Origin of the sequence: Streptomyces lichenis (genome assembly GCF_023218175.1) — a bacterium.
Classification (GTDB): domain Bacteria; phylum Actinomycetota; class Actinomycetes; order Streptomycetales; family Streptomycetaceae; genus Streptomyces; species Streptomyces lichenis.
Genome location: NZ_JALPTH010000010.1, coordinates 15,175 through 32,725, shown reverse-complemented (window position 1 = coordinate 32,725; position 17,551 = coordinate 15,175). Strand labels below are relative to the sequence as shown.

The following is a 17,551-nucleotide window of genomic DNA, read 5'->3' as shown; positions in this document are numbered from 1 at the left end:
CGCCGGGTCCCGTCCGGCGCCGTACCGGCTCCCACCCGCCCCGGCCCCTGGGTCCCATAAGGTACATATCGGGTCGAAAAACCCGACGGATGATGGCAGAGTGGCCCCATGGTTGATCCGGCAGCGGATGCCCTGTCGCCTCCCGAGGACTGGCCCGCCCCTCCGGATCTGAGCCTGTCCCTCAACAGCATGGGCACCTTCGACTGGGACCTCGACACCGGGCTGATGCACCTGGACGCGCCCGCCCTCGGCGTCTTCGAGCTGGAAGCCGGCGGCTACGACGGGCGTCCCGAGACGCTCATCGCGCGGTTGCCGCCCACCGAGGCCATCCGGCTGGACACCCTGATCGCCCAGGCCCTCAAGGGCGGCTCCACCCACTGCGGCGCCTACTTCCGCATACGCTCGCGCGACGGCGCGCTGCGCTGGACCCACACCCAGGGCGTCATCCGCCGGGACGAGACCGGCCGGCCGCGCCGCATCATCGGCGTGGTCCGCGACGCCACCGACGAACTCGCCCAGTCCACCGCCCGCCGTGAGGTCGACGAGGAGCGCCGCCGCCAGACCAGCGTGGTCGAGTCGGCCACCGCGGCCCTCGCGCACGCCCGTACCGTCCAGGACGTCATCGACGTGCTCAAGGACTCCCAGGGACTGGCGAACCTCGGCGCCGCCAGCATGGTGATGGGCCTGCTGGAGTCCGGCCGCATCCACCTGGTGGCCGACGGGCCGCGGAACGCGTACGTCCCCGGCACCCGCTACACCCGGGTGGACGAGCAGTACCCGATGAGCGAGGTGGTGCGCACCCTGCGCCCCCGGTTCATCGAGTCCCCCGAGGACTTCGCCGACTCGTACCCCATCCTCTGGCCGCACCTCGACAGGCTCGGCATCACCTCCGCCGCCTATCTGCCGCTGATCGCCCAGGCCCGCCCGATCGGCGCGCTCGGCCTGCTCTACAGCGACAAGATCGGCTTCAGCTCCGAGGACCGCAACGTCCTGGTGGCACTCGGCAGCAGCCTCGGGCAGAGCCTGCAGCGGGCCATGCTCTACGAGCAGGAGCACGACCTCGCCGAAGGACTCCAGCAGGCGATGCTGCCCCGGCGCATCCCCGAGGTGCCCGGCGCCCGGATCGCCGTCCGCTACCGGGCCGCCCGGCTCGGCCGGGACATCGGCGGCGACTGGTACGACGTCATCCCGCTGCCCGGCGGCCGGCTCGGCGCGGTCATCGGCGACGTCCAGGGCCATGACACCCACGCCGCCGCCGTCATGGGCCAGCTCCGGATCGTGCTGCGCGCCTACGCCACCGAGGGGCACACCCCGGCCACCGTGATGGCCCGGGCCTCCTCCTTCCTCCATGAACTGGACACCGACCGCTTCGCCACCTGCACCTATGTGGAGGCCGACCTCGCCACCGGCGTGGTGCAGGTGGTGCGCGCCGGGCACATCGACCCGCTGCTGGTGGAGGCTGACGGCACCTGCCGACGGCTGCCCGTGGTGGGCGGGATGCCGCTCGGCCTCTCCGCGGAGTTCGGCCGCCTGGACTACCCCGTCGGCACCCTGGAACTGGACCCCGGCCAGACCCTGCTGCTCTACACCGACGGCCTGGTGGAGCTGCCCGGCGCCGACCTCGACGAGGGCCTGCAGTGGCTCACCTCCCAGATCCGCGGCGGCCCCCGCGAGCTCCAGCTGCTCGCCGACCACCTGTGCGGGGCGGCCGACGAGCGCGGCGGTGACGACGACGTCGCCCTGCTGCTGCTGCGCCGGGTCGGCGGCCACACCCCCCGGACCGGCGGCCGGCTCCAGCAGCATGTGGCCCAGAGCGACCCGGAGGCGCTGACCTCCGCCCGCCATATGATCCGGGCGGCGGTACGGGCCTGGGGCGCCGGAACCCGCGCGGACGAGATCGAGCTGGTCGCCGACGAACTGATCACCAACGCGCTGCTGCACACCGACGGCGGGGCCATCGTCACCCTGCGGATGCTCACCGGATCGCGCCGCCGCCTCAGGGTCGAGGTCGAGGACCGCTCCAGCGTCCTGCCCCGCCGCCGCGAGGCCGGGCTGTCGGGTGTGTCGGGCCGCGGGCTGCTGCTGGTGGACCGGCTGGCCGAGGCGTGGGGCGTGGAGTCGCGCGGCACCGGCAAGTGCGTGTGGTGCGAGTTCCCCATGGCCGACCGGCCCGGGCCCTCCGCCCTGCCGGACGGCGCCGCCGCCCGCCCCGCCCCCGTCCGTGCCGCCGGCCCCGCCTGGGGCGGTACGCCGACCGGGCGACCGGCCGCGCCGCCGGGGCCGTAGGCCGTGCGCCCCTCGCGTCGCGTACGGGACTCGGGCAGTCTGGAGCCATGCCCGAACTGCCCGAGGTCGAAGCGCTGCGCGAGTTCCTGGACGAGCATCTCGTCGGCAAGGAGATCGCCCGCGCCCTGCCCGTCGCCATCAGCGTCCTCAAGACCTACGACCCGCCCCTGTCCGCGCTGGACGGCACGGCCGTCACCGCGGTGGGGCGGCACGGCAAGTTCCTCGACATCACCGCGGACCGGTCCGCGGACGGCTCCTCCGACGGGCTCCATCTCGTCGTCCATCTCGCCCGGGCGGGCTGGCTCCAGTGGCGGGACGTGCTGCCCTCCGGCCCGCCGCGCCCCGGCAAGGGGCCGCTCGCCCTGCGGGTGGCGCTGACCGGCGGCGACGGCTTCGACCTCACCGAGGCCGGCACCACCAAACGGCTCGCCGTCCACCTGGTCCGCGACCCCGCTCAGGTCCCCGGCGTGGCGCGGCTCGGCCCCGACCCGCTCACCGACGCGTTCACCCGGGACGCCTTCGCCGCCCTGCTCGCCGGGGAGCGCCGCCAGATCAAGGGCGCCCTGCGCGATCAGAGCCTCATCGCCGGTATCGGCAACGCCTACAGCGACGAGATCCTGCACGTGGCGAGGATGTCGCCGTTCAAGCCGGTGCAGAACCTCGACGAGGCCGAGACCACCGCCCTGTACGAAGCGCTGCGCACCACCCTCACCGACGCCGTGGCCCGCTCCCGGGGGGTCGCCGCCGGGCGGCTGAAGGCCGAGAAGAAGAGCGGGCTGCGGGTCCACGGCCGCGCCGGGGAGCCCTGCCCGGTCTGCGGCGACACCATCCGCGAGGTGTCCTACCGGGACTCCTCGCTCCAGTACTGCCCCACCTGCCAGACCGGCGGCAAACCGCTGGCCGACCGCCGGCTGTCCCGCCTGCTGAAGTGACCCACCCGGCCCCCTCAGGGTCGTAGCGCCAGCAGCCGACCGCCGTCGGCGGTCCGCACCTCCAACCGGTCGATGTCGCCCAGCCGCATCGCGGTCCCGGCCTCCACCAGCGGGTCGTAGCCGGCCGCCGCGGACCAGCTGGTCACCGGCCAGGCCTCGCCGTCCGTGCGCACCGCGAACAGCTCACACACCCCGGGCTTCCGCACCCCGGTGACCCGCAGCGCCAGATCCGTACCCCACTCCCGGTCCCACAGCGACACCTCCGCCGCCACCCCGGTCGCCGCGTCCGCCGCCGAGGCCCGGCGCGGCCCGGCCGGGCCGCCGTCCGGGCTGAGCAGCGCGGCGCCCGGCACCGCCAGCGCCAGCACCGCGGCGGCCCCCGCCACGCCCACCGCCCAGGGCCGCGCCCCCCGCGGCCGCCGCCCGGAGCCCACCCGGCGCCCACCGGTCCGGCCCCCGCGCCGCTTCCCCCGCGCCGGGCCGTGCCGGACGGCCTCCGGGCCCGGCGGGACCAGCGCTTCACGGCCCGCGAGCTGCGCCAGCGCCGAGACGGTGACGGCGAACCCGGCCAGCCCCTCCGCGCACGGCCCGCAGCCGCGCAGATGCTCCTCGCAGGCCAGCGCGTCCCCGGGCTCCAGCACACCCAGCGCATAGGCGGCGACATCGTGATGCCGCTCCCGCAGACTCATGGGGGGCCTCTCTCCTCAGGGTTGACCGCGTGACGCGCGCTCGACGGCGACGCTCGGTGGTGACGGTCCGGGGAGGGCCGTTCGCCGAGGAGTACGCAGGAAGCACGCCTCCGGCTCAATCGGCACCCGGCCGATCCCCGCCGCCGGCCGCCCCCGGGAGCCGACCGACAGGCCGGGCCCGGCACCGCCCGCGAGGGAGCGCCTAGACTTCCCGGCCATGGTGCGCGCACTGGCGGTCGACGACGAGCAGCCGGCCCTGGAGGAGCTGCTGTACCTGCTCCGTGCCGACCCCCGGGTCCGCAGCGCCGAGGGCGTCACCGACCCGGACGCGGCGCTGCGCCGCATCGGGCGGGCGCTGGAGGCCGGGCCGGGCGGCGCGGACGCCATCGACGTGGTCTTCCTGGACATCCACATGGCCGGGCCCACCGGGCTGGAGGTCGCCCGGCTGATCGCCCACTTCGACCGGCCGCCGCTCATCGTCTTCGTCACCGCCCACGAGGGCTTCGCCCTCCAGGCGTTCGACCTCAAGGCCATCGACTACGTCCTCAAACCGGTGCGCCGGGAGCGCCTGGCGGAGGCGGTGCGCCGGGTCCGCGAACTGACCGAGCCGGCACCGGCGGGCGCCGCGCCCGAGCAACTGGCGGTGGAGCTCGGCGGGGTCACCCGGTTCGTCGCGGTCGAGGACATCGCCTTCGTCGAGGCGCAGGGCGACTACGCCCGGCTGCACACCCGCGACGGCAGCCATCTGGTGCGCATCCCCCTGTCCACGCTGGAGGAACGCTGGGCGGACCGGGGTTTCGTACGGGTGCACCGCAGCCACCTGGTCGCGCTCCACCGCGTCGAGGAACTGCGGCTGGACGCCGGGGCGACCACCGTCCGGGTGGCCGGCACCGACCTCCCGGTCAGCCGCCGCCACAGCCGCCAGCTGCGCGACCTCCTCACCCGCCACGCCGCCCGCGACACCCCACCCCCCGGCTGAGCCCCCCACCTGCGTCCGCCCGGCCACCGCCTCCGCCCACCGTCCCCGCCCGCCCCTGGCCACGCGTCACCGCACCGGCACCACCCGGGCTCCGGGCCACCGCACCGGCGGGACCGGGCCGCCGCTCCCGGCTAGCGCCCCGGCGCGCCCCCCGCCCCCCCCCCCCCCCCCCCCCCCCCCCCCCCGCGCCGGCCCCCCCGCCCCCCCCCCCCCCCCCCCCCCCCCCCCCCCCCCCCCCAACCCCCCCCCCCCCCCCCCCCCCCCCCCCCCCCCCACCCCCCCCCCCCCCCCCCCCCCCCCCCCCCCCCCCCCCCCCCCCCCCCCCCCCGCCTCACCCCGGCCACAGCCCCAGCCACAGCCCCGGCCCGGGCATCGTGTCCATCTGACGATTACACTGGTCCTCGTGCCTCAACTACGCCTCGCTCTGAATCAGATCGACTCGACCGTCGGCGACCTCGCGGGAAACGCCGAGGCCGTCGTGCACTGGACCCGGCACGCCGCCGGGCAGGGCGCGCACCTGGTGGCGTTCCCGGAGATGGTGCTGACCGGCTATCCCGTGGAGGACCTGGCGCTGCGCTCGTCCTTCGTGGAGGCCTCCCGGGAGGCCCTGCGGGCGCTCGCGCGGCGGCTGGCCGACGAGGGGTTCGGTGAGCTGCCGGTCGTCGTCGGCTACCTGGACCGCTCCGAGAAGGCCCAGCCGCGCTACGGCCAGCCGGCCGGCGCCCCGCGCAACGCGGCCGCCGTGCTGTACGGCGGGGAGGTGGCGCTCTCCTTCGCCAAGCACCATCTGCCGAACTACGGCGTCTTCGACGAGTTCCGCTACTTCGTGCCGGGCGACACCCTGCCGGTGGTGCGGGTGCGCGGGATCGATGTGGCGCTCGCCATCTGCGAGGACCTGTGGCAGGAGGGCGGCCGGGTGCCGGCGGCGCGTTCGGCGGGCGCCGGGCTGCTGCTGTCGATCAACGCCTCGCCGTACGAGCAGAACAAGGACGACACCCGGCTGGAGCTGGTGCGCAAGCGGGCCCAGGAGGCCGGCTGCACCACCGCGTACCTGGCGATGATCGGCGGCCAGGACGAGCTGGTCTTCGACGGCGACTCGATCGTGGTGGACGAGCGCGGCGAGGTGATCGCCCGGGCCCCGCAGTTCTCCGAGGGCAGCGTGATCGTGGACCTGGAGCTGCCGGCGGCGGCCGCCGAGCCGGTGACCGGCACGGTGGACGACGGGCTGCGGGTGGAGCGGGTGGTGCTGTCGGAGGAGCCGGTGCCCGCGTACGAGCCGGAGCTGACCGGCGGGTACGCGGAGCGGCTGGACGACGACGAGGAGGTGTACTCGGCGCTGGTGGTGGGGCTGCGCGCGTACGCCGCGAAGAACGGTTTCCGCTCGGTGCTGATCGGCCTCTCCGGGGGTATCGACTCGGCGCTGGTGGCGGCGATCGCCTGCGACGCGCTGGGCGCGCAGAACGTGTACGGCGTGTCCATGCCGTCGAAGTACAGCTCGGACCACTCCAGGAGCGACGCGGCCGAGCTGGCCCGGCGCACCGGGCTGAACTTCCGCACGGTGCCGATCGCGCCGATGTTCGACGCCTATATGGGGTCGGTGGAGCTGACCGGGCTGGCGGAGGAGAACCTCCAGTCCCGGCTGCGCGGCACGCTGCTGATGGCGCTCTCCAACCAGGAGGGCCACATCGTGCTGGCGCCGGGCAACAAGTCCGAACTGGCGGTGGGGTACTCCACGCTCTACGGCGACTCGGTGGGCGCGTACGGGCCGATCAAGGACGTGTACAAGACCTCGGTGTTCCGGCTGGCCAAGTGGCGCAACCGGGCCGCCGAGGAGCGGGGGCAGACCCCGCCGATCCCGGAGGCCTCGATCACCAAGCCGCCCAGCGCCGAGCTGCGCCCGGGCCAGGTGGACACGGACTCGCTGCCCGACTACGAGGTGCTGGACCGGGTCCTGGAGCTGTACGTCGACCGCGACCAGGGCAAGGACGCCATCGTGGCGGCCGGCTTCGACGAGGAGACGGTGGCGCGGACGCTGCGGATGGTGGACGTGGCCGAGTACAAGCGGCGCCAGTACCCGCCGGGCACCAAGATCTCGGCCAAGGGCTTCGGCAAGGACCGGCGGCTGCCGATCACCAACCGGTGGCGGGAGAACGTGGGCTAGGGCCGGGGCGCCGGCGAGCGGCGCGGGGGCCGGGGGTCGCGCGTTCGCCCTCGGTGGCCCGCGTCGGGCATCGGGACCGGTACGGCACTCGGGCCCGGTACGCCTTTCGGGGGCGTACCGGGCCCGGCCCGTACCGCTACTCGGCTCGCGCCGGTTCGGCGGAGGGCGCGGGCTCGTCGGTGCGGGGGCTGCCGGTGACGACGCGGGTGGCGGCGCCGTTCCGGGGCGTGCGGTCCAGGAGGCCGGCGGTCACCGCGATGGCGAGGCCGACCAGGGCGAGGGCGGCGCCGACCAGGGCGGGTGAGGACCAGCCCCAGCCCGCGGCGATCGCGGCGCCGCCCAGCCAGGCGCCGCCCGCGTTGGCCAGGTTGAACGCCGAGTGGTTGGAGGCGGAGGCCAGGGTCGGGGCGGTTTTGGCCTTGTTCATGACCAGCATCTGGAGCGGGGTGGTCGTCATGAAGCCGACCGCGCCCAGGACCACCACGGCCACCAGGGCGAGCGCGGGGACGGTCAGGGCGTAGCGGAAGCCGACCAGGACGAACGCGAGGGCGGCGAGCGAGCCGTAGAGGGTGGGCCGCAGGGCCCGGTCGGTGAGCGGGCCCGCGACCAGCGCGCCCAGGGTCATCCCGATGCCGAACAGGGCCAGGACCAGGGTCACGGACGACTCGCCGAAGCCCATGACCTCGGTGGTCATGGAGGAGAGGTAGCTGTACACCGCGAAGACCCCGGCGAAGCCGAAGACCGCGGTGAGCAGTCCCAGCAGCACCTGGCGGTTGCCCAGCGCGCGCAGTTCGCGGCCGAGGCCCTGGTGGCCGTCGACCGGGACCTGCGGGACGAGCCGGGCGAGCGCGGCCATGGCGACCAGGCCGATGGCGGCGACCACCAGGAAGGTGGCGCGCCAGCCGAGGTGCTGGCCGAGCAGGGTGGCGGCGGGGACGCCGACGATGTTGGCGACGGTCAGCCCGAGGAACATGGTGGCCACCGCGCGGGCCTGGCGGCCCTCCCGTACCAGCCGGGCGGCGACCACCGCGCCGACGCCGAAGAAGGCGCCGTGCGGCAGCCCGGCCAGGATCCGGGCGCCGACCAGGGTGCCGAAGCCGGGGGCCAGCGCGGAGGCGAGGTTGCCCACGGTGAAGAGGCCCATCAGCAGCAGGAGCATCCGCTTGCGCGGGACGCGGGAACCGAGGGCGGTGAGCAGCGGGGCGCCGATGACGACGCCGATCGCGTACGCCGAGACCAGGTACCCGGCGGTGGGGACGGAGGTGTGCAGGTCGTCCGCGACATTGGGCAGCAGGCCCATCATCACGAACTCGGTGGTGCCGATGCCGAAGGCGGAGACGGCGAGGGCGAGCAGCGCCAGGGGCATGGAGAAGCGGGCCTTCCGGTGTGACTGCGTAAGTTCCCTAGCGGAACAAACGCGGTCGGCGGGATTGTTCCCGGGCGCCCGCACTCATTCTCGGGAAGGCCGCTCAGAAGCGGACGCGGGCGGCCAGCGGGAGGTGGTCGCTGGTGGTCTTGGACAGCGACCAGGAGGCCGTCGGCTCCACGCCCCGCACCATGATCTGGTCGATCCGCGCCATCGGGAACGACGCCGGCCAGCTGAAGCCCATGCCGTCCCCGGCCGCGCCCTGGGTGGAGCGCATCTGCGAGGTCACCGCCTTCAGCGCGCGGTCGTTCATCGTGCCGTTCAGGTCGCCGAGCAGCACCACCCGCTCCAGCGGCTCCCGGGAGATGGCCTCGCCCAGCGCGTCGGCGCTGCGGTCCCGCTGGGAGGCGGTGAACCCGGCGTTCAGCTTGACCCGCACCGAGGGCAGGTGGGCCACGTACACGGCGACGTCCCCGGACGGCGCGGCGACGGTGGCCCGCATGGCGCGGGTCCAGCCCAGCCGGATGTCCACCGGGGAGGCCCGGTCGATGGGGTACTTGCTCCACAGGCCGACGGTGCCCTGCACCGAGTGGTGCGGATACGTCCCGGCCAGCGCCTTCTCGTACACCGGGACCATCCCCGGGCTCAGCTCCTCCAGGGCGAGCACGTCCGCGCCCTCCCCGGCGACCTGGCGGGCCGTCCCCGCCGCGTCCGGGTTGTCGGCGTTGACGTTGTGGGTGACGACCGTCAGGTCCCCGCCCTCGCCCGACTTGTCGGTGATCAGCCCGGCGAACAGGTTGACCCACACCACCGCGGGCAGCAGGACCGCGACCAGCGCCGTCGCCGAGCGGCGCCAGAGCGCGGCCAGCGCGATCAGCGGGACCGCCAGCCCGAACCAGGGCAGGAAGGTCTCGGTGAGGCTGCCGAGGTTGCCGATCCGGTTGGGGATCTGCGCGTGGAAGATCATCACCAGTGCGGTGAGCACCGCGCAGACCGCGAGCAGCACCCCCCGGCGCCAGACGCCGCGGTCGCCGCGCCAGCGGTCGACCACCGACCGGATGCGGGACTCGGGGCGCCGGTCCTGTGCGCCGCCGCTGCCCGTCTCCGCCACGTCCACCCGCGCCATACCGCCGTCCTCACTGCCTTGCCTGCCCTGCCGTGCCGTACACGCCGCCCCCGACCCTAGGGGATTCCCGGGGGCTGAGGGGACGGCCGCACTGCCACGAGGACGAGCCGGGAAGCCCGCGGGGTTCCTGGCGGGCACGGCCGGAGCGCGGGCTGTGACACAACGCGCACAAAAGGGCGCCCACTTCCCCCCACACGGCACGTGGTGCCACCATGGACGTGATCCGGGGACGCCGTCAGGGCGCCTCGAGATGACGAAGGAGCCGTTCCACCATGACGCTTCAGGCTGCCTCCACGCAGCCCGCCGGCGGTGCGAAAGCGCTGTACGGCGGCACGGGCACACGTCGCATCACCGTCCACGACATCGCCGCCGCCAAGGAGCGCGGCGAGAAGTGGCCGATGCTCACCGCCTACGACGCGATGACCGCGTCCGTCTTCGACGAGTCCGGCATCCCGGTGCTGCTGGTCGGCGACTCCATGGGCAACTGCCACCTCGGCTACGAGACCACCGTCCCCGTCACCCTCGACGAGGTCGCCATCCTCTCCGCCGCCGTGGTACGCGGCACCCGGCGGGCCATGGTCGTCGGCGACCTGCCGTTCGGCTCCTACCAGGAGGGCCCGGTGCAGGCGCTGCGCTCGGCGACCCGGCTGGTGAAGGAGTCCGGGGTCGGCGCGATCAAGCTGGAGGGCGGCGAGCGCTCGCTGCCCCAGACCGAGCTGCTGGTCCAGGCCGGCATCCCGGTCATGTCCCACCTGGGCCTGACCCCGCAGTCCGTCAACACCCTCGGCTACCGGGTGCAGGGCCGCGGTGACGAGGCCGCGCACCGGCTGCTGCGGGACGCCAAGGCCGCGCAGGACGCGGGGGCGTTCGCGGTGGTGCTGGAGCTCGTCCCGGCCGAGCTGGCCGCCGAGGTGACCCGCTCGCTGCACATCCCCACCATCGGCATCGGCGCCGGGCCCGACACCGACGCCCAGGTGCTGGTGTGGACCGACATGGCCGGGCTCACCGGCGGCAAGGTCCCGCGCTTCACCAAGCAGTACGCCGACCTGCGCCGCACCCTCGGCGACGCGGCCCGCGCCTTCGCGGGCGATGTGGCAGGCGGAACGTTCCCGCAGGAGGAGCACACCTTCCACTAGCCCTTCAAAGCCACTGCGGCACACCGCGACGGCCCGCCGACATCCCCCATCGGCGGGCCGTCGTGTGTCCCGGCCCCGTGTCGGTGGTCTGTCGGCGCTGTGTCGGTGGTCTGTCGGTGGAGCCGACCCGCCCGTCGGTGGATTGTCAGTGGCGGGCGATGGAATGGGGCCATGACACGATCCGACACCAACGCCGTCGAGGTCCGGGGCCTCGTGAAGCACTACGGCGAGACCAAAGCCCTGGACGGGGTGGACCTGGAGGTCCGCGAAGGCACCGTCCTCGGGGTGCTGGGGCCCAACGGGGCCGGGAAGACCACCCTGGTCCGCTGCCTGTCCACCCTGGTCGTCCCGGACGCCGGGACCGCGACCGTCGCCGGGTACGACGTGGTCCGCCAGCCGCGCGAACTGCGCCGGGCCATCGGGCTCACCGGCCAGTACGCCTCGGTGGACGAGAAGCTGTCCGGCTGGGAGAACCTCTACATGATCGGGCGGCTGCTCGACCTCTCCCGCCGGGACGCCCGCCGCCGCGCGGACGAGCTGCTGGAGCGGTTCTCGCTGACCGAGGCGGCGCGCCGGGTGGCCGCCGGGTACTCCGGCGGTATGCGGCGCCGGCTCGACCTGGCCGCCTCCATGATCGGCCGGCCCGCCGTGCTCTACCTGGACGAGCCGACCACCGGCCTGGACCCGCGCACCCGCAACGAGGTCTGGGACGAGGTGCGCGCCATGGTGGCCGAGGGGGCCACCGTGCTGCTCACCACCCAGTACATGGAGGAGGCCGAGCAGTTGGCCTCCGAGCTGACCGTGGTGGACCGGGGCCGGGTCATCGCGCGCGGCGGGATCGACGAGCTGAAGGCGCGGGTGGGCGGGCGCACCCTCCAGATCCGCCCGGTCGACCCGGCCGTGGTGCCCGCCATGGTGCGGGCGCTGGACGAGACCGGGCTCGGCGGGGTGGCCGGGGCGACCGCCGTCCCCGACGAGGGCCAGCTCTACGTACCCATCCTCAGCGACACACAACTCACCGCCGTCGTCGGGCTGCTGGCCGAGCGCGGCTTCGCCGTCGCCCATCTGGCGACCCAGCTTCCCACCCTGGACGAGGTGTTCCTCGCGGTCACCGGCTCCAAGGCGCCGATCGCCGACGGCACGGCGAACCCCGAGTCCGACCCGGTCGCCGAGGAGGTCACCGTATGAGCACCGCCACCACCACCCGTCCCACCGCCGGCACCACGAGCGCGTCCACCGTTGCGGGCGGCGGGGAGCGGATCGGGCTCCGCTCCCATCTGCGGCACATCGGCGCCCTGGCCCGGCGGAACGTCCTCCAGATCAAGCAGGACCCGGAGTCGATGTTCGACGTCCTGCTGATGCCGATCATCTTCGTGCTGCTCTTCGTCTATGTCTTCGGCGGCGCGATCGCCGGTCAGGGCCGGCAGGAGGACTACGTCAACTACCTGGTGCCCGGACTGATGGCCATGATGGGGATGAACGTCGCCATGGGCATCGGCACCGGTATCAACGACGACTTCCGCAAGGGCGTGATGGACCGGTTCCGGACCATGCCGATCGCCCGCTCCTCGGTGCTCGTCGCCAAGATCGTGGTCGAGCTCGGCCGGATGCTGGTGGCGACCGCCATCCTGCTGGGCATGGGCTTCCTGCTCGGCATGGAGATCAAGACCTCGGTCGGCGGGCTGCTGGCGGCGGTCGCGCTGTCGGCCGCCTTCGGCTCCGCGCTGATGTGGGTGTTCATGCTGCTCGGGCTGGCGCTGCCGACGGCCCAGGCGGTGCAGGGCATGGCCATGCTGGTGCTGATGCCGCTCCAGTTCGGCTCCTCGATCTTCGCCCCGCCGAGCACCATGCCCGGCTGGCTCCAGGCCTTCACCGACTACAACCCGCTCTCCAACCTGGCCGACGCGGCCCGCGGGCTGATGGGCGGGGGCGCGGTCGCCCACCCGGTGTGGATGACGCTGGCCTGGTCGGCGGGGATCACCCTGATCGCGGCCCCGCTGGCGGTCGCGCGGTTCCGGAAGAAGACCTGAGGCCGGCGAACGGCTCCGGGCCGGGGGCCGTGTCCGGGCGGGGGTCCGGTACGGGGACGAGGGCGGCGGCCTGCTCCAGGGTGAGCCCGCCGCCCTCGGCGTACGCGGCCTCGAAGGCCTCCGCGCCCAGCGCCGCCCGGGCCGCCGCCGCCGCGTCCGCCCGGCTCTCGCGCTCCATCGGGGAGCCCCGGTACCCCGGCGGCCGCAGCGCGTCGGCGGCCCCGATCAGCACGGCGCCGGTACGGGCGTGCGGCCCGCCGAGACCGGTGGCCGCCCGGCTGGCGGTGATCAGATGGACCGCCAGCATGTTGGGGGCCAGGCTCAGCGCCAGCGGCTCCCGGGCCCGGTCCATGGCCTGCCGCACCAGGGCCAGGGCCTCGGCGTACCGCCCGTCCAGGGTGTCCAGCCAGGCGAGGGTGCCGATCACGAAGCCGTGGAACAGCGCCATCGACTCCGTACCGGACTCCCTGTTCAGCTCGGCCAGTTGGTCCCGCGCCTCAGCGGTGCGGCCGGTGTGCCCGAGCAGCAGGGCGAGGAAGACCCGGGCCGGGGCGACGGCCTCGTGGGCCTCCGCCCGTCCGGCGGCCAGCACCTCGCGGAGGATGGCCTCCCCCTCGGCCCGCCGCCCGCGCTGGACGAGCGTCTGGGCGTACCGCACCCGCAGCAGCGACCGCTGCCCCTGGGCGCCGAGCAGCTCGGCGTGGCCGACGGCGGCGGCGTAGTCGCGTCCGGCCCCCTCGTAGTCGTCCAGCAGCTCCCGGGCCTCACCGCGCGCCGACAGCGCCTCGGCGGTCCCCCAGGAGTCCCCCACCCGCTCGAAGACCTCCAGGCTCTCCTCGGCGTCGCGGGCCGCGTCGATCGCCGTCTCCGCGACATTGGCGAGCAACTGGGCCCGGACACCGAGGGCGTTGGCCAGCTCCCACGCGTAGCCGAGTTCGCGGCAGGTCCGCACGGTGGCGTCCAGCACCTCCCGCAGCAGCGCGGCATCGCCCAGGCCCAGCAGCGCGTAGATCCACAGGCCTCCGGGCATCCGGCAGGTCTGGGGCAGCCCGGGCCGGTAGGCGGCCCGGATGGCACTCATCCGGGCCTGGCCGTCCGGGTCGATCCAGTTGGCGGCGTAGTGGTCCATGAAGACCATGTGCATCAGCGCGTTGCCGCGCCGCGCCTCCCACAGCAGCTCCTCGCTCATCGGGGGCGGGGCGTCGGTGCAGGAGGCGGTCAGCGGGGGCGCGGGCCGCACCGGCTCGGCGTACGGGTCGGGGCCGAGCGCGGCGGTGGCGCCGCTGAAGTGCTGGGCGTCGGCGCGCAGGTCCCGCATCTGCCAGTAGCGGGCCAGGCTGTGCACCAGGCAGAGCGCCTCCTGCTCGTCCCGGGCGGCGACGGCCCGGCGCAGGGCGCCGCGCAGGTTCTCGTACTCCCGCTGGAACCGGTCCAGGGCGGCGCGCTGGCGCGGCCCGCGCAGCTCGGGGTCGGTGGTGCGGGCCAGCTCCCGGTAGTGGACGAGGTGGCGCCGTTCGGTGGCGGCCCGGTCGCCGGCCTCGTCCAGGCGCTCGGCGCCGTACTCGGCGACGGTCTCCAGCAGCCGGTAGCGCATCTGCCCGTCGGCCGCCGGCACGGCGAGCACCAGCGACTTGTCGACCAGCGAGCCGAGCAGGTCCATGGCGCCGGCGGTGGCGCAGACCGCCTCGGCGGCCTCCAGGTCGCAGCCGCCGGAGAAGACGGAGAGCCGGCGCAGCACCGTCCGCTCCGCCTCGTCCAGCAGGTCCCAGGACCAGTCGACCACCGCGCGCAGGGTCTGCTGGCGGGGCAGCACGGTGCGGCTGCCGCCGGTGAGCAGTCGGAACCGGTCGTCCAGCCGGGCCGCGATCTGCGCCGGGGTCAGGGCGCGCAGCCGGGCGGCGGCCAGCTCGATGGCGAGCGGCAGGCCGTCCAGCCGGCGGCAGATCTCGGCGCAGGCCTCCGGCGCGTCGGCGGGGTCGAAGCCGGGCCGGGCGGCGGCGCCCCGGTGGCCGAGCAGTTCCAGGGCGCTCGGCCCGGGCAGCGGGTCGACCGGGCGGACCTGCTCACCGGGGACGCCCAGCGGCTCCCGGCTGGTGGCGAGGACGGTGAGCCCGGGGCAGGCCGCCAGCAGCCGCTCGGCCAGCTCGGCGGCGGCGCCGACGACGTGTTCGCAGTTGTCCAGCAGAAGCAGCATGCGGCGGTCCGCGCAGTGCTCGACCAGCCGGGCGAGGGCCGCGCCGGCGCCCGCGCGCCCACCCCCGTGCCGCTCCACGGCCCGCAGCTCCTCCGCCCCGGCGCCGTGCAGCACCGTGCCGCGCGCCCCGATGGCGGTGACCACCGCGTCCGGTACGGCCTCGGGGTCGTCCACCGGGGCGAGCTCGGCCAGCCACACCCCGTCCGGCCACGCCCCGGCGCCCCGCTCGGCGGCCTCCTGCGACAGCCGGGTCTTGCCGGAGCCGCCCGGCCCCAGCAGGGTCACCAGCCGGGAGCGCCCCAGGTCGGCCAGGACGGTGGCGATATCGGCCTCCCGCCCCACGAAGCTGGTGAGCCGAGCCCGAAGGTTGCCAGGGACGGCGGGAGCCGGGCGAGGCCCGGGGGATACGGGGGCGGGGGCCGGGGATGCGGGGGCGGGGTGCTGCTCCTGGCGTACCGGACCGGTCTCGGGGCGTACCGCCGGTGCCCCCGGGGGTGCCACCTCGGCCTCCGGGTGTACGGGAGGCGCCACCTGGGGCTGTACCCCCACGGCCCTCGGACGCCCGGCCTCCGGGTGTACGGGCGCCGCCGCCCCGGGCCGTACCTCCCCGGCCTCCGAACGCCCGGCCTCCGGGTGTACGGAAGGCGCCGCCCCGGGCTGGCCCTCCCCGGCCTCCGGGTGTACGGGCGCCGCCGCCCCGGGCCGCACCTCCCCGGCCTCCGGGGGCCCGCCCTCCGGGTGTACGGGCGCCGCCGCCCCAGTCTGTCCCTCCCCACCCTCCGGGCCCACGGCGGAACCGGCCCCCGGGCGCACCGGCGCGGCGGCCTCCGGCCGCACCGGCCCGACCGGCACTCCCGGAGCTACCGGCCGTACCGGCCCTACCGGAGCTGCCGCAGCTACCGGCGCGGGGGCCGGCTCTGTCGGAGGGGTCAGCAGTTCGGCGTGGAGGGCGCGCAGTTCGGGTCCGGGGTCGGTGCCGAGGCCGTCGGCGAGGCGGCGGCGCACCTCCTCGTAGCCGGCGAGCGCCTCGGCCCGCCGCCCGGTGTCCCGCAGCGCGCGCAGCCGCAGGGCGTGCAGCGGCTCGTCGTAGGGGTGCTCGCGGCAGAGCGCGGACAGCTCCGGCAGCGCCTCCTCCGCCCGGCCGGCCGGCAGCAGCGCGGCCGCTCTGGCCCGTTGCGCGTCGGTGCGGCGGGCCTCCCAGCGGGCCGCCTCGGCCGTGCGGTCGGGCAGGTCGGCGAGGGGGTCGCCGTGCCAGAGGGCGAGCGCCCGGTCCAGCGCGGTGAGCGCCGCCTCGGTGTCGCCCGCGCCCAGCGCCCGTACCCCCTCGGCGGTCAGCCGCTCGAAGCGGTGCAGGTCCACGGCGTCCGGGCCGGGCCCCAGCCGGTAGCCGCCGTCCACCGAGACCACCGCGTCCGGGCCGAGGGCGCGGCGCAGCCGGCCGATCAGGGCCTGGAGGGCGCCAGCCGCGTCGGCGGGCGGGTCGCCCGCCCAGACCTCGTCCACCAGGGTCCCCGGCGGTACGGTGCGCCCGGCCCGCAGCGCCAGCACGGTCAGCACCGCGCGCAGCCGCGCCCCGCCGACCGGCACGGGGGTGCCGTCGGCACGGTGGACCTGGGTGGGGCCGAGGACGTTGACGCGCATGGGCACGAGGTTATTCGGGCCCGGGCGGCCCCGGCGAACGGGTTCCGCGGCGGGGCGCGGAACCGGATCGGCGGGCCTGGGCGTTGCCGGGGCGTCCGGTACGGTCGGTCGTCCACGGCCCCCGCCCGTCCGCCCGCCTCCCGGGGCCGCCGCCCCGCCCCCGTACCGCCCGCGTCCCCGTCCCCGTACCGTCAGGAGCCCCGCCCATGACCACCGCCGCCTCCCGCTCCAGCGACCGGAGGGTCAGTCCCGTCTTCCTCGGCATCGCCGCCGTCATGGCGGTCACCGGGTGGGCGGTGTGGACCGAGTTCTCCGCGAACCTGGGCCTCGCGGTGTTCCTCTTCGTCACCTCCGGGTGGATCGTCTCGCTCTGCCTGCACGAGTACGCGCACGCGCGGACCGCGCTGCACGGCGGCGACCTGACCATCGGGGCGAAGGGCTATCTGACGCTCAACCCCCTGAAGTACACCCATGCCCTGCTCAGCGTGGTGCTGCCGGTGGTGTTCGTGATCCTGGGCGGCATCGGCCTGCCCGGCGGGGCGGTGTTCATCGAGCGGCACCGCATCCAGGGGCGCTGGAAGCACAGTCTGATCTCGGCGGCCGGTCCGCTGACCAATGTGCTGTTCGCGGTCGTGTGCACCGCGCCGTTCTGGCTGGGCGCGCTGGACGGGGTGCCGGTCGGCTTCCGCTTCGCGCTGGCGTTCCTGGCGCTGCTCCAGGTGACGGCGGCGATCCTCAACTTCCTGCCGGTGCCGGGGCTGGACGGCTACGGGGTGGTCGAGCCCTGGCTGTCGCACCGGATCCGCCGCCAGATCGAGCCGTTCGCCCCGTTCGGGCTGCTCGCGGTGTTCGTCTTCCTCTTCATCCCCGAGGTGAACCAGGCGTTCTTCGGGATGATCGACGCCATCCTGGACGCGCTCGGCGTCCACCGGGTGGAGACGTACTGCGGGCAGGACCTGTACCGGTTCTGGCAGACCGGCGACGTCTGCGGGCAGCTGGTCGACCGCTGAC

Annotated in this window: 12 protein-coding genes; 8 read left to right on the top strand and 4 right to left on the bottom strand. The window is 75.2% G+C overall.

The features are described from left to right. Window positions 1-108 precede the first annotated feature (108 nt). Complete coding sequence (locus M1O15_RS12425) at window positions 109-2,286, top strand: SpoIIE family protein phosphatase (protein ID WP_248633788.1); 2,178 nt, start codon at window positions 109-111, stop codon at window positions 2,284-2,286. A 47-nt stretch (window positions 2,287-2,333) separates the two neighbouring features. After that, entirely contained in the window at window positions 2,334-3,218 is an 885-nt protein-coding gene (locus M1O15_RS12420) for an Fpg/Nei family DNA glycosylase (protein WP_248633787.1), read from the top strand. A gap of 14 nt (window positions 3,219-3,232) precedes the next feature. On the opposite strand, the gene M1O15_RS12415 is transcribed toward M1O15_RS12420, so the two are convergent. Further along, window positions 3,233-3,907, bottom strand: coding sequence for an anti-sigma factor family protein (locus tag M1O15_RS12415; protein ID WP_248633786.1), 675 nt, complete (start codon window positions 3,905-3,907; stop codon window positions 3,233-3,235). Between the two features lie 217 nt (window positions 3,908-4,124). Here M1O15_RS12415 and M1O15_RS12410 point away from each other — a divergent pair, with 217 nt between their 5' ends. Continuing rightward, window positions 4,125-4,886: a LytR/AlgR family response regulator transcription factor gene (locus tag M1O15_RS12410; RefSeq protein ID WP_248633785.1), complete on the top strand. Its 762-nt coding sequence runs from the start codon at window positions 4,125-4,127 to the stop codon at window positions 4,884-4,886. A 403-nt stretch (window positions 4,887-5,289) separates the two neighbouring features. Then, window positions 5,290-7,047, top strand: coding sequence for an NAD+ synthase (locus M1O15_RS12405; RefSeq protein ID WP_248633784.1), 1,758 nt, complete (start codon window positions 5,290-5,292; stop codon window positions 7,045-7,047). Between the two features lie 136 nt (window positions 7,048-7,183). On the opposite strand, the gene M1O15_RS12400 is transcribed toward M1O15_RS12405, so the two are convergent. Both M1O15_RS12400 and M1O15_RS12395 read right to left on the bottom strand, forming a co-directional pair. After that, the gene (locus M1O15_RS12400) at window positions 7,184-8,413 is read right to left on the bottom strand and encodes an MFS transporter (protein ID WP_248633783.1); all 1,230 of its coding nucleotides are present in this window, start codon (window positions 8,411-8,413) and stop codon (window positions 7,184-7,186) included. Window positions 8,414-8,516: 103 nt separating this feature from the next. Further along, window positions 8,517-9,539, bottom strand: a complete 1,023-nt coding sequence (locus M1O15_RS12395) for an endonuclease/exonuclease/phosphatase family protein (protein WP_248633782.1) — start codon at window positions 9,537-9,539, stop codon at window positions 8,517-8,519. 272 nt (window positions 9,540-9,811) lie between these two features. Between M1O15_RS12395 and panB the strand changes: the two genes are divergently transcribed. The 3 genes from panB (at window position 9,812) to M1O15_RS12380 (ending at window position 12,705) form a co-directional block, all read left to right on the top strand. Further along, window positions 9,812-10,675 carry a 3-methyl-2-oxobutanoate hydroxymethyltransferase gene (gene panB, locus M1O15_RS12390; protein ID WP_248633781.1) on the top strand — a complete coding sequence of 288 codons (864 nt, stop codon included), beginning with the start codon at window positions 9,812-9,814 and terminating at the stop codon, window positions 10,673-10,675. A 171-nt stretch (window positions 10,676-10,846) separates the two neighbouring features. Further along, window positions 10,847-11,863 (top strand): ATP-binding cassette domain-containing protein, encoded by a 1,017-nt coding sequence (locus tag M1O15_RS12385; RefSeq protein ID WP_248633780.1) that lies wholly within the window; start codon window positions 10,847-10,849, stop codon window positions 11,861-11,863. Continuing rightward, window positions 11,860-12,705: an ABC transporter permease gene (locus M1O15_RS12380; RefSeq protein ID WP_248633779.1), complete on the top strand. Its 846-nt coding sequence runs from the start codon at window positions 11,860-11,862 to the stop codon at window positions 12,703-12,705. The genes M1O15_RS12385 and M1O15_RS12380 overlap by 4 nt, the downstream gene beginning before the upstream one ends. On the opposite strand, the gene M1O15_RS12375 is transcribed toward M1O15_RS12380, so the two are convergent. Further along, window positions 12,653-16,540 (bottom strand): AfsR/SARP family transcriptional regulator, encoded by a 3,888-nt coding sequence (locus M1O15_RS12375; RefSeq protein ID WP_248633778.1) that lies wholly within the window; start codon window positions 16,538-16,540, stop codon window positions 12,653-12,655. The genes M1O15_RS12380 and M1O15_RS12375 overlap by 53 nt on opposite strands. A gap of 206 nt (window positions 16,541-16,746) precedes the next feature. Between M1O15_RS12375 and M1O15_RS12370 the strand changes: the two genes are divergently transcribed. Next, window positions 16,747-17,550, top strand: coding sequence for a site-2 protease family protein (locus M1O15_RS12370; RefSeq protein WP_248633777.1), 804 nt, complete (start codon window positions 16,747-16,749; stop codon window positions 17,548-17,550). Window position 17,551 lies beyond the last annotated feature (1 nt).

What these genes read in the sequence shown, in the direction of transcription:
- M1O15_RS12375 (WP_248633778.1), bottom strand. Translation starts at nt 16,540, where the DNA reads ATGCGCGTCAACGTCCTCGGCCCCACCCAGGTCCACCGTGCCGACGGC.
- M1O15_RS12425 (WP_248633788.1), top strand. Translation starts at nt 109, where the DNA reads ATGGTTGATCCGGCAGCGGATGCCCTGTCGCCTCCCGAGGACTGGCCC.
- M1O15_RS12415 (WP_248633786.1), bottom strand. Translation starts at nt 3,907, where the DNA reads ATGAGTCTGCGGGAGCGGCATCACGATGTCGCCGCCTATGCGCTGGGT.
- M1O15_RS12395 (WP_248633782.1), bottom strand. Translation starts at nt 9,539, where the DNA reads ATGGCGCGGGTGGACGTGGCGGAGACGGGCAGCGGCGGCGCACAGGAC.
- M1O15_RS12400 (WP_248633783.1), bottom strand. Translation starts at nt 8,413, where the DNA reads ATGCCCCTGGCGCTGCTCGCCCTCGCCGTCTCCGCCTTCGGCATCGGC.
- M1O15_RS12370 (WP_248633777.1), top strand. Translation starts at nt 16,747, where the DNA reads ATGACCACCGCCGCCTCCCGCTCCAGCGACCGGAGGGTCAGTCCCGTC.
- M1O15_RS12420 (WP_248633787.1), top strand. Translation starts at nt 2,334, where the DNA reads ATGCCCGAACTGCCCGAGGTCGAAGCGCTGCGCGAGTTCCTGGACGAG.
- M1O15_RS12410 (WP_248633785.1), top strand. Translation starts at nt 4,125, where the DNA reads ATGGTGCGCGCACTGGCGGTCGACGACGAGCAGCCGGCCCTGGAGGAG.
- M1O15_RS12380 (WP_248633779.1), top strand. Translation starts at nt 11,860, where the DNA reads ATGAGCACCGCCACCACCACCCGTCCCACCGCCGGCACCACGAGCGCG.
- panB (WP_248633781.1), top strand. Translation starts at nt 9,812, where the DNA reads ATGACGCTTCAGGCTGCCTCCACGCAGCCCGCCGGCGGTGCGAAAGCG.
- M1O15_RS12385 (WP_248633780.1), top strand. Translation starts at nt 10,847, where the DNA reads ATGACACGATCCGACACCAACGCCGTCGAGGTCCGGGGCCTCGTGAAG.